The sequence below is a fragment of the Flagellimonas beolgyonensis genome, from assembly GCF_003992615.1.
In the GTDB taxonomy this organism is placed as follows: domain Bacteria; phylum Bacteroidota; class Bacteroidia; order Flavobacteriales; family Flavobacteriaceae; genus Flagellimonas; species Flagellimonas beolgyonensis.
On sequence record NZ_RZMY01000006.1, the window covers coordinates 57,543 to 71,320 of the forward strand.

General features: G+C 42.2%; 12 protein-coding genes. 2 read left to right on the forward strand and 10 right to left on the reverse strand.

The genetic code is table 11. The features are described from left to right. The 6 genes from EO131_RS03960 to EO131_RS03985 all read right to left on the reverse strand — a co-directional run bounded on the left by EO131_RS03960 (position 1) and on the right by EO131_RS03985 (position 5,273). Positions 1-600, reverse strand: coding sequence for an SPOR domain-containing protein (locus EO131_RS03960; RefSeq protein ID WP_127019134.1), 600 nt, complete (start codon positions 598-600; stop codon positions 1-3). Between the two features lie 125 nt (positions 601-725). Beyond that, positions 726-1,562 carry a CvfB family protein gene (locus EO131_RS03965; RefSeq protein ID WP_127019136.1) on the reverse strand — a complete coding sequence of 279 codons (837 nt, stop codon included), beginning with the start codon at positions 1,560-1,562 and terminating at the stop codon, positions 726-728. A gap of 77 nt (positions 1,563-1,639) precedes the next feature. After that, positions 1,640-1,981, reverse strand: a complete 342-nt coding sequence (locus EO131_RS03970) for a DUF2853 family protein (protein WP_127019138.1) — start codon at positions 1,979-1,981, stop codon at positions 1,640-1,642. Between the two features lie 37 nt (positions 1,982-2,018). Beyond that, positions 2,019-3,755, reverse strand: a complete 1,737-nt coding sequence (gene menD, locus EO131_RS03975) for a 2-succinyl-5-enolpyruvyl-6-hydroxy-3-cyclohexene-1-carboxylic-acid synthase (RefSeq protein WP_127019140.1) — start codon at positions 3,753-3,755, stop codon at positions 2,019-2,021. Between the two features lie 53 nt (positions 3,756-3,808). Next, the gene (locus EO131_RS03980; protein ID WP_127019142.1) at positions 3,809-4,837 is read right to left on the reverse strand and encodes an isochorismate synthase; all 1,029 of its coding nucleotides are present in this window, start codon (positions 4,835-4,837) and stop codon (positions 3,809-3,811) included. Positions 4,838-4,850: 13 nt separating this feature from the next. Then, positions 4,851-5,273 (reverse strand): PaaI family thioesterase, encoded by a 423-nt coding sequence (locus EO131_RS03985; protein ID WP_127019144.1) that lies wholly within the window; start codon positions 5,271-5,273, stop codon positions 4,851-4,853. A gap of 61 nt (positions 5,274-5,334) precedes the next feature. On the opposite strand from EO131_RS03985, the gene EO131_RS03990 reads away from it, so the two are divergent. Continuing rightward, positions 5,335-5,982: an alpha/beta hydrolase gene (locus EO131_RS03990; RefSeq protein ID WP_127019146.1), complete on the forward strand. Its 648-nt coding sequence runs from the start codon at positions 5,335-5,337 to the stop codon at positions 5,980-5,982. Positions 5,983-5,991: 9 nt separating this feature from the next. On the opposite strand, the gene EO131_RS03995 is transcribed toward EO131_RS03990, so the two are convergent. Both EO131_RS03995 and EO131_RS04000 read right to left on the reverse strand, forming a co-directional pair. Next, positions 5,992-6,918, reverse strand: coding sequence for a hypothetical protein (locus EO131_RS03995; RefSeq protein ID WP_127019148.1), 927 nt, complete (start codon positions 6,916-6,918; stop codon positions 5,992-5,994). 84 nt (positions 6,919-7,002) lie between these two features. Continuing rightward, on the reverse strand, positions 7,003-8,259 hold the full coding sequence (locus EO131_RS04000; protein WP_127019150.1) for an NAD(P)/FAD-dependent oxidoreductase: 1,257 nt from the start codon (positions 8,257-8,259) through the stop codon (positions 7,003-7,005). A 143-nt stretch (positions 8,260-8,402) separates the two neighbouring features. Here EO131_RS04000 and EO131_RS04005 point away from each other — a divergent pair, with 143 nt between their 5' ends. Further along, entirely contained in the window at positions 8,403-9,959 is a 1,557-nt protein-coding gene (locus EO131_RS04005; RefSeq protein WP_127019152.1) for a M28 family peptidase, read from the forward strand. Between the two features lie 55 nt (positions 9,960-10,014). Here the strand turns inward: EO131_RS04005 and EO131_RS04010 are convergent, their stop codons facing one another. Together EO131_RS04010 and EO131_RS04015 are read right to left on the reverse strand one after the other, a co-directional pair. Then, positions 10,015-11,733: a hypothetical protein gene (locus tag EO131_RS04010; RefSeq protein ID WP_127019154.1), complete on the reverse strand. Its 1,719-nt coding sequence runs from the start codon at positions 11,731-11,733 to the stop codon at positions 10,015-10,017. A gap of 118 nt (positions 11,734-11,851) precedes the next feature. Further along, positions 11,852-13,723: an outer membrane protein assembly factor BamB family protein gene (locus EO131_RS04015; RefSeq protein ID WP_127019156.1), complete on the reverse strand. Its 1,872-nt coding sequence runs from the start codon at positions 13,721-13,723 to the stop codon at positions 11,852-11,854. Positions 13,724-13,778: the final 55 nt, after the last annotated feature.

A 13,778-nucleotide genomic window follows, 5' to 3' on the forward strand; every position in this document is an offset into this window, starting at 1 on the left:
CTAGTAAGGATCTTCTATTTTAAGTCGTTTTCCGTCTTGGTACGAAGCTACGAAAGCATCCTTGAAGCCCATTTGCACCAATTGTTTTCTAAATTTTTGGGCTTCTTCCAAGGTTTCAAAATTACCCAAGGAATAGGCATAAAAAGGATTGGTCTTCACAAAAAGGGTGTTGGTCAACGCCTCGGAAGCCAAGGTCACATTGTTATCCACAAAGGATTTGACCTGTACGGAATATATTTTCTCCCTGTTCAAAAACTCCTTGGCCAGATAGAATTCCTTCACCAAACTGAGCTCTTGGTTCTGCATTTTCAAATTGTCGATACGGGTCTTGATGGCATCCAAACTGTCGATGGAAACCAAATAGTGGTTTTGGTTCTCCATGGCCTGCTTACTGCTCAATCCGGCAGTGAATGAAGTAATGGCCAACGTACCGATCACAAATAGTCCGACAAAGCCCAAAAGAATGTTGCGCTGTATCTTTAATTTGCGCAGGTCTTTGTTCTTGTATTTGATCTGATCAAGTAGTCGTTCGTTGATAATCTGGGCCTTATCGATATCCTTATGAAGGTCCAACAAGTCGCTTTCTTCAATAAAAGGCATATTCTCAGGGGGTTATAGATTTTAAATTATGCTAAAAGCATAACAGCCAATCAGTTAATGTGTGTTTTTACAAATGTATAATATTTAACCTAAGAAAAAAACTGATTATTATCAAATTGAAGGACTTACTTTTCTGTTAGATAAATACCATCGGCCCTGATATCAATCATACGTTGGCGGTATAAAATGCCCACTCCTTTTTTGAACGCTTTTTTGCTCAAGTGCAGTACCTGCGTAATGGCGTCTGGCGAAGATTTGTCGTGCAAGGGCAGAAAGCCTTTGTTCTCGTGAAGTTTATCAAGGATAATTTTGGCCGTTGGCTCCAACATTTTGGCTCCGATGGGTTGCAGGGAGATGTCTATTTTGTTATCCTCACGCACCTTCTTGATGTAACCTTTCAGCGTGCTGCCAATATGTATCGGTTTATAGATATCGCTATCGAAAATTAGTCCTTTATGTTTGTTTTCTACAATTACTTCCCATCCCAATGGGGTTTTTCGATATACCAAAAGTTGTACTTCATCATTGACCTCCAGTTCGATGGTGGCGTTTGACAGAAACTTTTCCACCTTGCTGGAGGCGGCCAAGCGCATGCTCTCTTCATCCATATAGCAATGGACCACATATTTTTTTCCGGCTTCCATCCGTTGGGTCTGTTCCCTAAAAGGCACAAAAAGTTGTTTCTCCAACCCCCAATCCAAAAATGCCCCGAACTCCCCTACCTCGACCACTTCAAGATACGCGAAACCGTTGCGCACAATTTTCGGTTGTAAGGTGGTGGCAACGGGCCGCTCCTCATGATCGAGATAACAGAACACCTCCAACTGAGCATCGATTTTGAAATCTTCCGGCACATATTTGTTGGGCAACAGAATTTCGGTGCCTTCATCATCCCCTAAAAAGAGCCCTACGCTCGTACCCCTGAGTATTGTAAGGGTATTGTAATTTCCCAATTCTATCATATGCCAAAGGTAACTGTAATTTGAAGGTATAAAAAAAGCTGTCCCATACGGACAGCTTCCTTCAATGTATTGATTTTTTAATTGTACACAGCCTCCTTACCAAAATGCTTGGTAAGCATGTAATAAATCACGGCCCTGTGCTTGTTTTTTTCGGAAGACCCGTATTTTGAAATAACGTTATTAATGGCATCCATTAGGGCAGGACCATCACTCAACCCCAATTTTTTGATCAAGAAGTTGTTCTTCACGGTTTCCAGTTCCTTTTCATCCGAACCGGATACTTTGGAGGCATCCAAATTGTAAATGGCCGGTCCCAAACCAATGGCCACCTTGGTCAATAGATCCATATTGGGCGTTTCTCCAAATTTGTTCTTGATGTCTTCTGCATATTTTACGATAAGCTCGTCTCTTTTGCTCATAATCGATTAGTGTTCTTTATTAGTAATAGCTCAGGTTCTAAGATATGAAATCGAAGTAGCCAAGCAAAATTTTATTATTCACTGTTCTTGGGGTGCAGACTTCCAAAATTTTGGGACGTCCGGAATCTTGGTAAAAATCAACCAAACTGGTTCGCAACCCATCCTGGTCAGCCACTTTTTCATATTCGAATCCGTACATCACGGCCAATTGGGAAGCGTTCAATTGGTGACGGGTTTCAAAAAAGGTTTCAAATTCATCGGTGTCTTCTTGGCCAGGCAGGATCCTGAATATTCCCCCGCCTTCATTATTGATTAGAATGATCCTGAAATCGGGTCGCAGGTAATTGTTCCACAGGGCATTGCTATCATAGAAAAAACTGAGATCACCGGTAATCAATATCGTGGGCGATGAACTGTGCACAGAAGCCCCGATGGCGGTAGACGTACTGCCATCTATTCCACTGGTGCCCCTATTGCAAAAAACCTTTAGGGATGGATCCATAGCGAACAATTGGGCATATCGCACCGTGGAGCTATTGGCCAAATGTACTTGATACCCTTTGGGTATGGCCCCAATAATGTCATCGAAAACGGTAAAATCAGAATACGGAATCTGTTTCAAATAGTCCTTTCGCTTTTCCTCATATTTTCGTTTTACCGACTCCCATTTTACTTTATAAGGACTCGGTGCTGTTGGACCAGCACCTAATTGTCCAAAAAAATGATTGGGTGTGGTCTGTATATGTTTGGTTAGGCCAAAAAACGTATCGTACGCCTTTTTCGGATCAATATGCCAATGGTGTTTGGGCTGGTGCCTTCGTAAAAAAGCCTTGATTTTTTTGGAAACGATAAGACCGCCAAATGTAATCAGTAGATCGGGCTGCAGGTCCATGAAAACAGCCTCGCTGTCTTGCCGCTTTTCAATGGGCGCTACAATACTGTCGATGCTGGGAAAGAATTCGGGATGGTGTAGGTTGGAGGTGGTTTCGGTAAATACCAAGGTGTTACCATCCGAAGCCAAATGCTCAATGACGGTTTCGTCCAAAGCGTTGGGAGGATTCACACCCACCAAAATCATTTTTTTGGTACTCTTCCGCCATAGTTCAGATAGTTCAGACCAGTCCACATTACCAAGTTCTTCCTCTTGCTTATATTTTACTTCTCCCAAGGTTATGGATGGTTCTTCTACCCTACCGTACAAAGGCTCCTCAAAGGGTATATTAATATGTACAGGCGCTTTATTGTCCGTTGCAGTGGCAATGGCCCTAACAATTTCTTGCTCGTTAAAGGATTGGATGGATTCTTGGCTATCCCTCAACAACGATTTGCCATACTTCGCCACCAAATGTGCCGCATGGGATACATCCTGTTTCAAATTGGCCGAATACCCAATATGTTTTTCAAATACATTTTGCTGACGGATGGTCTGTCCATCGCCAATATCGATTCTGTAGCTAGGACGATCTGCCGAAACCACAATCAATGGAATATCACTATAAAATGCCTCGGCTATGGCTGGATAATAATTCAACAATGCACTTCCGGAGGTGCAGACCACGGCAACGGGCTCCCCTGTTTGTTGTGCCATACCCAATGCAAAAAATGCAGCACATCGTTCATCAACAATGCTGTAACATTCGAAAAATGGATGTTTGGTAAAACTGATGGTCAACGGAGCGTTCCGTGATCCAGGTGAAATTACAATGTGTTTTATTCCCTTGGCTTTAAATTGAAGTACCAAGGTCTGTGCAGCGGGAATATCTGAGTACATCATGGACTACAAAAATACATCTGAATTACCTATTCCCCTAACCTAGGAACAACTTCTTACAGGATGTTCAGCATGGTACGGCTCTTGTTTTGGGTCTCCGTCCATTCGCTTTCCGGATCGGAAGCTTCTGTAATGCCGCCTCCAACAAAAATATGGGCCTTGTTCCCTATCAATTCCATACATCTAAGGTTGACAAAAAATGTTGCCTCGCCTTGGGTCTTGAGGTTTAATTCACCCAAAAAACCAGTGTAAAAAGAACGGTCGTAACCCTCATTATTCAGAATGAATTCCTTGGCAGGAACCGTAGGAATACCGCATACCGCAGGAGTCGGGTGCAGGGCATGCAAAACATTGGACAAGGTTATCCCCTCAGCCATCTTGCCGGCCACATCGGAACGTAAATGCCAGAGGCTTCCTGCTTTCACGGATTTTGCTTGGCTTATTTGAAGGGATTCCGTTAATGGCAACAAATTGGATTCGATATAATCTGAAACCATTTGCTGCTCCTCTCGCTCTTTAGCGCCCCATTGTGGGTCAGAATTCCCAACTACCGGCATGGTGGCAGCCAGTGACATGGTACGTAGTTTTCCGTGATCAATAGCCATAAGAGTTTCTGGGGTGGCGCCACACCATATCCCCACTTTAGGATGATGGAACAGATAACAAAATGCAGTTGGGTATTGAGCCAACATGTTTTGGAACAACGCAATTGGTGTTTTGGTCGTTTCCACCTCTATTTTTCGGGAAAGGACCACCTTGATCAGGTTCCCTTTTTTGATTTCCAAAATGCCTTTTTCCACCAGTTCCAAATGACCTTGCTTTCCCTCTTCAGAAACCTCGACTGGTTTGTTTTCAATTGTGATTTCAGGGGTGACATCGACCGACAAAAGCTTATCCGGTCTGATTAGGATGGCTCCCGATGTTTTGTTGAAGGGCGCAAAAACAAATCCACTTCCCGTAAAATCATCAGCAAGTACCAACATCTTGTCCTGTTGAAAAACACCGGTCACAATGGTATCGTGCGGTTTTCGATAGGTACAAAACGGAAGACCTTTTTGCAAGGCAGTGGCAATATTATCAAACATAGGGGATGTCTACTTATTTTCTGGGTAAAGCAATAGTGGTCAATTTGCAGTTGGAGATCAAATTCCCCTCCCCATCGGTGATCTTAATCTCCCATAACTGGGTTGTCCGACCTTTGTGCAAGAGTGATGCCCTGGCATACACATATCCCTCTTTTATGGATTTTACATGATTGGCGGCTATTTCGATACCTCGGACAAAGAACTCCTTTGCATCCAAAAAAATATAGGAGGCCGCACTGCCAACACTTTCGGCTAAAGCCACAGAAGCTCCGCCATGCAAGACACCGTCGGGTTGATGCACCTTTGGGGTAACGGGCATTTGTGCCAATAGAAAATTCTCCCCCACATCAATGTAGGTGATATCCAAGGTTTCCATTAACGTATCCTTGGTAATCTGATTGCAAATGGACAGAATTTTCTCTTTGTGCTCGTTCATCCTTGTATTTTTTGTAAAATTACACAAAGCATTTGCAAAACCGAATTAAGCTTTCTTGATTATGCCCCACTTGGAAAAATCCGTTACCTATACCACTGAAAATACCTACCTGACACAAAACCAAATTACTGAAAAGACCAAGAATGTTTGGTTGGTCTTTCATGGCATAGGTTACCTTAGCCGGTTTTTTGTGAAGTATTTTGATGGATTGGATCCAGAGGAAAATTATTTGATCGTACCACAGGCTCCATCCAAATATTATTTAAAAAACGAGTACAAATACGTTGGGGCCAGTTGGCTGACCAAGGAGAACACCACAATGGACATCAATAATGTGCTCGCTTACATTGAAGCTGTCCTGGAAGCCGAAAAGCTGCCTGAAAACCTAAACCTTATTTTATTTGGGTTTTCCCAAGGTGTTTCTGTGGCAACGCGTTGGTGGGCCAACTCCAAAAGATCTTGTAGACAAGTTATTTTGTACGCTGGTGGAATCCCAAATGAACTCACCAAAGATGATTTGGCATTTGTGGACTTCGATACGACCAAAATTAAATTGGTATATGGTGATGCCGATGAATTTTTGACCCCTGATCGGTTACTAATGGAAAAACGAAAAATTGAAACTCTATTCAAAGGCAAGGCAGAAATCATCACTTTTACGGGTGGACACGGGGTAAAACCAAACCTGATCCATGACTTGCTGAATTAATCCAAACCCCTACTTGTTTGCCTCAGCGTTGACTTCTTCTTCAGGGTAGTACTTGATAACACGCGTAGTGTAACTGTTATCTGGGGTAACGATTTGTTTGACCCAGTTTTTAGGACTGTGGTTATCAAACTGGAAGATATAGGAATCGACTGCTTCTGTGTTCAAGGTCTTAGTGGTTACTTTATCCAACACACCATCTTTATAACTGTAGAAGAATTTTTTTTGCGATACAAATTCCTTTTGACTGATATCATACAAGAAATTCTCTGTGGTCAATAAACGTCCATTTTCATTGAACACTTCTTCGGTGGCCCGGTTGGGTTCCCCATCCAAATATTCCTTGGTCAATACCACCTTGTGATTACCTTTAGCAGATTTTCTTTCGGAAGTACGCACCGATTTTTCCAATATGCCATTGGTGAACGTACTCACCGTAAGTTCGTTTTTAAAGGGTGTATATTGAAATGTGGTCTCGTCCACGCCATCAACATTGGAAGATATAATCCGTACCAACTTTCCTTGGTCATCATATTGATATTCCTCCCTTTCTAAAAACTGTTTGTCATAGGAAACAATATCCTCCACCACTTTTCTGGTCGGAACGGTATCGATGGTGTAAAAATTGGCCATGGAAGTGGACTCGTCCAGGGCATTGTTTTTGTAGCTTTCCATGCGCTTCTCCACCAATTCACCTTGGTTGTATTTGTAATACGTAATATCTTGGTCTGTTTCGTTGTATTGGGTGATGGTCTTGGTTAAAAAGCCCTCTTCATTGAACTCAAAAAGTTCACGTCCATAATCGGTGATGACCAAACAGGATTTGACCTTCCCTTTTAGGTCAAAATCGGTCAAAGAAAAAATCTTGACTTCTTGTGCCCAAATCCCGGCTACTTGGAATAAAGAAAGAATGGTGAGTGTGGAGCGAAGCATTTTCATACTGTAAAATTAGTTCTTAATAAGGCAACTAAAAAATATATAGCACACTCTATGCCCAAAATTTCTTGAAGGAGAAAGTATCTTTCAAAATTTCCTATCCGGATTGAACGGCGCTATGTCCATCGCAGTTTTATCTCCCGAAATCAACTCGGTCACCATTTTGCCCGTTGCGGGTCCAAGACTCCACCCCATCATGGCATGCCCTGTGGCTACGACTACATTTTTAACAGCCTTCGGTCTTCCAATATAGGGCAATCCATCTGGCGAAACGGGTCGCAATCCACATTGGGCATTGTTCTTGTCCGCTTCCGAAACCTTCAAACCTGCGTAGTACTGTTCCACGCCTTGTGCTATGGCTTCCACCCGCTCTTTTCTTATTTTATGGTTAATTCCCGAAAACTCCATGGTACCTGCAAACCGAGTAAAGCCTTCCATGGGCGTAACGGCAATTTTTCGTTCCATTAAAATGGCTGGCATGGTTATACCAGTGGGCGCTTCCATGTTTATTCTGTAGCCCTTGCCTGCTTGCAATGGCAGTTTCAGGCCCAAATTTTTGCCCAAGTCCGAGGTCCATGATCCTGCGGCCAAAACATATTCATCAGCTTGGTATGCTGTCCTTTCAGTTTTTAGACCCGTTATTCGCCCATGGGTCACGGTAACATCCAAAACAGCCTCATTTTTATGGATGGACACCCCGCTTTTTTCCAAATATGCCAGCATTTTGGCCATAATTAGAGGCGGTGTAGTATGTCGATCACATTCCCAAAGAATGGCTCCTTTGGCATTGATATCCACATTTGGTTCCAAAGCCTTCAACTCCTCCTTATCCAAAACTCTACCTATAAGATCTAAGGGTTTGGCTTTTTCCATTACTTCCAATTCATGGTCACGGGCACCATCGGTCTGGTACAACATGAGCAATCCCCGATCCCCGATCTGAAAATCGCCCAAATCCCCTGAGGTTTGAATCTGTTCGAACAAATCACGGCTCAAAAGGTTAATGTCGCGGATCACTGGCATCGCCTTATCCACTTTTTCCTTAGTGGATGATTTTTTAAAGTACCATGCCCATTTTATAAAATCGAGATCTAGTCTAGGTTTCATGTAGAACGGACTGGCCGAATTGAACATGTATTTGAGGCCTTGGTTGATCATACCGGGTGCGGCCAAGGAAATAATATGACTGGGGGTTAAGTAACCTGCATTGACGAACGATGCACCGGAATCAATTCCGGATTTATCAAACACCGTTACCTGATGCCCTTCTTTGTGCAAAAAATAGGCTGTGGACAGCCCAACGATACCGCCGCCAACTACGATCACTTTTTTAGAATTGCCCATTTACCGATTAGTTTTGGGGTTAGAAATACCTCTAAAAAACAAGGAGCCAAGTTACATAAAGCCAGTCGAAAGTAAATAAGTTCCCTTCCATTTCTTTCGTAATCTTTTACCTATTTTTGGGAAATTTTGAAAACAATCCATACATGAAAAAAACAGCATTATTTCTCTTGGGACTTGCGATGGCTTGCAATACCCCGCAAAAAACGGTTACGGAAGCGCCAAAGGCAACTCCAGTTGTTGACCCTGTCCCTTTTGCAGAAACCATAACCCAAGAGGATCTAAAGGCCCTATTGTATACCTATGCTTCGGACGAATTTGAAGGACGGGAAACCGGAAAGCCCGGACAAAAAAAGGCTGTTGAATACATTCGATCATTTTACCAATCGCACAACATTCCTGCGGCCAAAGAAAATGGTGACTATTTTCAGGAAGTGCCACTCGAAGTTTCCAAGGCACCACAGGGAAAAATCACCATTAACAACACCGATTTTCCTTTAGGTGAACATGTGATCACTTTTGGTGCCGCACAAGGATATTTTACCGATATCGCCTATGTGGGTTACGGAGTTGAAGAAGGGGATTATTCCGATTACACCGGCTTGGATGTGGAAGGGAAGTTGGTTCTCGCCGTCGCCGGTGAGCCCATGGATGCCGATGGCAACTACATCATTTCCGGTACCGATGAAAAATCGGCATGGGGAAACATGTCCGAAGGAATGGGCAAAAAAGCGGAGTTGGCCCTTGAAAAGGGAGCAAAAGGGATTCTGTATTTTGACCCCACCAATTTTCCACGGTACAAAGGCTATTTCTCTTATATGCGGACCAATAATTCGGGACGCATGGAGCTTGCTGCAGACCGATCCGAAAATATTTTGGTCATTTTGGATGAAAAATCGGCCAGTGCCTTAAAATCGGATATTACCGAAAACCACCAACCAGCCATGGTACAGGCCGACGTGAAATTGGATGTGACCAGTGGAAACGATACCATTAGCTCTGAAAATGTGGTTGCCCTATTGAGGGGAAGTGAAAAACCCAACGAGTATGTTGTGATTTCTTCGCATTTGGACCATATCGGAATTACAGCGGATGGCCAAATAAACAATGGTGCCGACGATGATGGTTCAGGTACTGTTGGTCTTTTGGAAATTGCACAAGCCTTTAAAGAGGCCGTTGATGCCGGAGCGCGACCAAAACGTTCCATTGTATTTCTTCATGTGACCGGAGAGGAAAAGGGATTGTTGGGCTCCAGATATTACACCGACATTGAACCTGTTGTCCCGTTGGAAGAAACAGTGGCCAATTTGAACATCGATATGATCGGTAGAATCGACCCCGATTACCAGGGATCCAGAAATTATTTGTACTTGATCGGATCGGATAAATTGAGTACCGAACTCCATGATTTATCGGAAGAGGTAAACAGAAAATACGCCAACATTGAATTTGATTACAAATACAATGATGAAAACGATCCCAACCGTTTTTACTACCGAAGTGACCATTACAATTTTGCGAAAAACAATATTCCGATCATCTTTTATTTTAACGGGACGCATGCGGATTATCACCGACCCAGCGATACCCCGGACAAAATAAATTATGATCTGTTGGAAAACCGTGCCCGATTGATTTTCCACACAGCGTGGGAAATTGCCAATAGGTCAACCCGACTGGTTGTGGACAAGGCTGCAGACTAGCATCCAACACTCTTATTGCATAATAGGCCCTTAATAATTAAGGGCTTTTTTTGCCTTAAAAACTATAACTATGCCCGAATGTTAGGGTCAATTCGCTTGTGTTGCCTGTTGACAATTTTTTGAACAATTGTATTACGTTCAAATGAAAGTTGTGTTTCTCTTTAAGCACGTAAGACAAGTTAGCCCTTATGTTGGTTACATTGGTATTTGCCGTACTCAAGTTGCTTGTGTTGTAGGATGCGCCGAAATTTGTAATCAAAGTATTCTCAAAAAACTTGTGGTAGATGTTTAATGTAGGGCCCCAGGTTGATGCATTTTCCATGCCAATGGTATTAATTGTGCCGTTTAGGGCAGATGTAATATTCATTTCTCGATTTGGAAATCCCAAAGTGTATGAAATATTACCGTTGTGAAAGGTTGAAGCGTTCCCTATCCGGACTACTCCATCTTCAGCATTGGACACATCGGCCAAAGCATAGTTGACATTTAAGTTTTGATGCACATCTTCCCTTTTGGAAAGCAAATAGTTGATGTTGATATTTGCATTTTGTGCCAATTGCTTATAATCCAGCATATCATATTGATTATCGAGTAAATTGTCATCATTTATCACTTCAAACTGGTCCACTTTGGCATTGGTGAATGTGGTGAAGTTGGAATAAGAGCCTGTTATCGTCAGTACTTCTGAAGGGTTATAGTTGGCATTTAAAGAACCTACCGTTCTATACATGGAACGTTCTTTATTATTTTTAAGGTCATCCCGTTGATATCCGATATTAAACGCCAAGTTGAGTTTATTATCAAACAGAACTGTTCCTGTGTTCAACGTAATGTTTTCAAAATCGTTGTTGAAAAAATAGGTGCCCAGCGTTTCATATCCGGGTGCAATGCGCTCATATGTTATCCCCAAAGTGGATGTATCAAAACTGTAGTCCAATCCCGCGCGGATGGCATCAAAGTACTCCGTGGAAATTCTATCGTTTAAAAAAAAGCCTGCTAGATTTCCTTGACCGCCTTTAAACTTATCAGCCCGTAAATCCTGGGTCATGCCTGATGTGGCATAAGCAGTATTAACTTCCAAATTTTCCAATATTTTATAGGATCCCTCCAAACTCAACACCATGTTTTCTTTGGGCGTCACATGCTGCTCATCCGGAACATAACCAATGGAATTTATAGCATCCTTTGCATAAAACGCAATAACCCCTGCACTGTATCTTTCCTGTTCATATCCTACTTTTAGTCCATAGCCCATCCTCCGAAAAGCCGGCAGGGTCTGTTCCCCACCATCAAACTCAGTTGCTTTTAACAATCGGCCCGCCATGGCACTTACTTTCCAGGGTCCGTTCGGGGTGAGCTCCACTCCTCCCCCTGTAAATTGGTGTCCGTTCAAAGTATATGGGGAAAAACTCATGGCTACGTCTCCAATATGTCCCTGAATCCATTTGTATTTTGGGTGTAGGCTCAATCTATTTAAATTAAATGGTAAATTATAGTTGAGTTGGTCCCCTTGATTGGAATAACTGTAACTGATGGGCATACTGAACTGGTAAAAAGATATATTGAGGTTGCCCTGCAAAAAGTAGGTGAATGGTTGCCTGCCCTGTTCTTGGTTGGCATGGTAAAATACACCATTGGAAGAAATTCCACCACCCAGTTTAAAGGCCTTGCCTTTGCCCAAGGTCTCCAAGTCGACTGTTTGGGCCAGTGCTACGGTAACAAAAAAGAAAAATAACAGCGTGAGCCAAGATGTTTTTATACAATATAAGGACATGGACTAGTAGAAGATTGGGAGGCATTTGCAAATTCAAGCAGTATTCTACTCTTGAGGTTGAAACTGGTTTGTTCCTTGCTCAAGAGTAGATAAGCAATGTTTAAAAAAGGCTCCGGTTTTAAAACTGATAAGACGTCAGCAATTCGTTATTTTGATTGATAAATACCCTACTGTCAACATCATCAACAAGGTAATTTGGGGTTTTGTCCATTACATCAATGGTCTTTTCTATTTTCCCTGTGGCTTTATTTACCATCAAAATGGAATGTTTGGTCGGAGCGGTCTCACTTTTTATTTTGGTCACCAAAAAATGATGGTCTCGAGTCTGTTTTGAATTAAAATAGCGCGTTTTGGTTACTTCCAGGACAGGTTGCATGGTATGACCATCATCCACATAAAGTCCAGCAACCAAAGATGTTTGTTGCCCTGCCCCATTCTGGTCCAAGCTATTTCGATATACTCCGTTGGACAAATCGGTAAGCATGTTAATGTTTTCAATGGAGCCGGCAATATCCAAATCCACTCCTAAAAATGCGCTTCCGGCAAAATTCCCCAAGGCCATTAGTGCATCTGTGGTCGAAGGGGGTTCATAATAATCCGTGTAGACCAATTTACCTTGATTTGACAACAGTGATACATGCTGGTCGGTAAACAAAAAATAGCCTTCATTTCGAACATACTCAGCTTGCAATGGTGTTTTTTTGGATACTTTTTCCAAATCAATATTCTCGGCAAAAAGATAGATATCACCTGTTTTCAAATCGAACTTGTATCCATTTCCATTTTCAAAAATGACAACTTTGTCCTCTTGTTCATCAAAAGTTACTGCCGGTATGGAACGGAACTTTACATCTTTTTTCCAAACATCCTTTCCTTTTTCGTAGTCTATAATGTTGGATCTTTCGGTAGAAATGTACATTACACCTTTGTCCGTTAAGCTAGTGTAGTATGCATAGCCCCCTATTTTGGTGTCCCAAACTTTCTTGCCGCTTGCATCTACCCTATCCATTAAACTAACTTTTTCTCCCTTGCCCACAGCGATAAAGTCGGTACCGTTGGGAATCACCTCTGTTAAGGGATCGATCTTATAGCTTTTTTTCCATAAAAGCGTATTGGTATTGGGGTCTAGAATATTAAACCCTTCGGATTCCACCAATATCAAGTTGTCGCTGTCATCATCCTGGACCAAATCGATCATGTATCCCCGTAGTTTTAATTTTCCCGGGGTAATATCTTCTCCGGAGCTGGGATCAAGGATGGTTAGCTTATTGGATTTCTTCACACCTACATAGATGCTATTGCTAATGGCAGAATACACCAAGGCCTTGATTTTTTTATCAGCTTCATACTGCCACAGTTGACTTCCATCTTTTGGGTTTATTGAATAGATTTGGTCATCTATGCCTATGATCATGTTTCCATTTTGGTCGAACTGTGGTTCATGATCTACAAACGAGACTCCCCCAAAGGCTTTTTGCAAAAGATTTTCCTTGTTTTTTCCAACAGGGGCCATCCATTCTTCCTTCCAGGTCCTAAGACTGAATTTCATGAGATACCTTGTTTTATCTTGTATCAATTCAAACAAGACCATGGCCTGTTCCGGATAAATGGTAAATCCCCTTACTTTGTGTCCACTTTCCTTGGTATCAAATAAAATTTCCCCATTACTGGAGTTCACGAGAACACCTCTGGTTTTTCCAATAACAGGGGCGTATTCGGCATAAAACATAGGCAATTCAGGGAGGCTCATAAAAGAATTTCGGTCCACAGCTTTAAGGGTTTCGTTATACCAAACTTCGGCTCCAGTATTATTGTCCAAAGCCATAAGGCCTTTGGCACCCGCGGCCAAGATAAGACCATCGTTGGTCTGTTCTATCCAGCCTACTTTGTAGAGTTTTTCATTTAAATTGATTTCCCAGAGTTTTTCTTGGGCATAAGTGGTGGTAATGCACAATGCCAATAGTAGCATTAGGTAATTGTTACGTAGCATAAGTAAATTTTAAATGGTTAATGGTTGTTTTCTTCCATACTTCCTTTTGGAAGAA

What these genes read in the sequence shown, in the direction of transcription:
- EO131_RS03960 (WP_127019134.1), bottom strand. Translation starts at nt 600, where the DNA reads ATGCCTTTTATTGAAGAAAGCGACTTGTTGGACCTTCATAAGGATATC.
- EO131_RS03965 (WP_127019136.1), bottom strand. Translation starts at nt 1,562, where the DNA reads ATGATAGAATTGGGAAATTACAATACCCTTACAATACTCAGGGGTACG.
- EO131_RS03970 (WP_127019138.1), bottom strand. Translation starts at nt 1,981, where the DNA reads ATGAGCAAAAGAGACGAGCTTATCGTAAAATATGCAGAAGACATCAAG.
- menD (WP_127019140.1), bottom strand. Translation starts at nt 3,755, where the DNA reads ATGATGTACTCAGATATTCCCGCTGCACAGACCTTGGTACTTCAATTT.
- EO131_RS03980 (WP_127019142.1), bottom strand. Translation starts at nt 4,837, where the DNA reads ATGTTTGATAATATTGCCACTGCCTTGCAAAAAGGTCTTCCGTTTTGT.
- EO131_RS03985 (WP_127019144.1), bottom strand. Translation starts at nt 5,273, where the DNA reads ATGAACGAGCACAAAGAGAAAATTCTGTCCATTTGCAATCAGATTACC.
- EO131_RS03990 (WP_127019146.1), top strand. Translation starts at nt 5,335, where the DNA reads ATGCCCCACTTGGAAAAATCCGTTACCTATACCACTGAAAATACCTAC.
- EO131_RS03995 (WP_127019148.1), bottom strand. Translation starts at nt 6,918, where the DNA reads ATGAAAATGCTTCGCTCCACACTCACCATTCTTTCTTTATTCCAAGTA.
- EO131_RS04000 (WP_127019150.1), bottom strand. Translation starts at nt 8,259, where the DNA reads ATGGGCAATTCTAAAAAAGTGATCGTAGTTGGCGGCGGTATCGTTGGG.
- EO131_RS04005 (WP_127019152.1), top strand. Translation starts at nt 8,403, where the DNA reads ATGAAAAAAACAGCATTATTTCTCTTGGGACTTGCGATGGCTTGCAAT.
- EO131_RS04010 (WP_127019154.1), bottom strand. Translation starts at nt 11,733, where the DNA reads ATGTCCTTATATTGTATAAAAACATCTTGGCTCACGCTGTTATTTTTC.
- EO131_RS04015 (WP_127019156.1), bottom strand. Translation starts at nt 13,723, where the DNA reads ATGCTACGTAACAATTACCTAATGCTACTATTGGCATTGTGCATTACC.